At 48.0% G+C, this 1,124-nt stretch carries 1 protein-coding gene; it reads right to left on the reverse strand.

Translation table 11 applies throughout. From position 1 onward, the window contains the following. Positions 1 to 257: 257 nt before the first annotated feature. A partial coding sequence (locus L215_RS0108305) for a toprim domain-containing protein (RefSeq protein WP_082239938.1) occupies positions 258 to 1,124 on the reverse strand: 867 nt, incomplete at its 5' end.

Raw genomic sequence — 1,124 nt, forward strand, 5'->3', positions numbered from 1 at the left:
AGTGGAGCGTGAAGAAAATGCCCTAATGAGCTATGGCATTTCTCCAAATGCCCGCTCCGCCCTATTCCGCAGCCTGCCTTTGAAGTGCTTGCATTCTCTGAATGCACTGAGTCTTTGTTTCTAAGTTTGCCCCAGCAAACTTGCAACTCCAAGGGGGTGCCATAACTCTTGAAACAAAGGCTCACATCTATACGCTTTACAGCTCTAGTCTCTTCGAATACCCGATTGTTCCGTTGTTGAAATTTCTCTCTTTTGCATTATCGTCTAAGCCCCCTTTTACGAGGGGCTATTTTCTGTTTCTGCGCTTCTCGTTGTGCAACAAGAAACTCGTTGAGGTCTTTGTGTCGGGCATAGTGCCTGCTCATATCCTCTACGGTCACACCTGATGATTGGATAGTCAGGAGTGCCTGCCGTCCTACAGGGTCATTATCGAGGAACGCTCGAACGGAGTCAATGTCTTGCTCTTGGAGATAGGCGATGGCTCGTGAAATGTTGCTGACCGAGTTCAAGACAAGGCAAGGCGCCGTTTCTTTTCCGTTTATCGTAAGAAGGGAAAGGAAATCCATAAAGCCTTCAAAGATGCAGAGAGGGGCGTTGTCCTCTCCTCCTGCAATCACAGATATATCCTTTGGCGCAATAGTTCCCTTGAATGCTTTGTCATCCCGAAGCTCATATCCACCAGAACGATTGGGAAATCCGATGGCGGAATATTCTCGTCCTCCTACCTCGTAGTGGATGTGACGGAGATAAGCACCTGCCACTGCAAGATCTATCTTGCGAACCTCTCGAAGATAGCGTTGCAGATGTGAGGGCAACTCATCGCTGATGGAAAGAATATGCCTTCTATTATTTGCTCTCAGCTCATCTCTTCTATGCTCTATGTGATCTTCACGATGAAAGGTAGAGGGTGCAACTACTGTCTCTCGCTTTCCAGCAAGATGCTTCATCGCTTCATAAGCACTACACCCTTGCATACGCATCACAAGGTCTATGATGCTTCCGCCTTGACCTGTGCCGTAGTCGTGCCACAAGTTCTCCCGAAAGTCTACCTTCATACTAGCATTGAAGTCTTCTCGGTAGGGTGCATGATAAAGGGCATACCCGTTATACCGCTTGGCAGGTTC

This window comes from Porphyromonas uenonis DSM 23387 = JCM 13868 (genome assembly GCF_000482365.1).
Taxonomy (GTDB): domain Bacteria; phylum Bacteroidota; class Bacteroidia; order Bacteroidales; family Porphyromonadaceae; genus Porphyromonas; species Porphyromonas uenonis.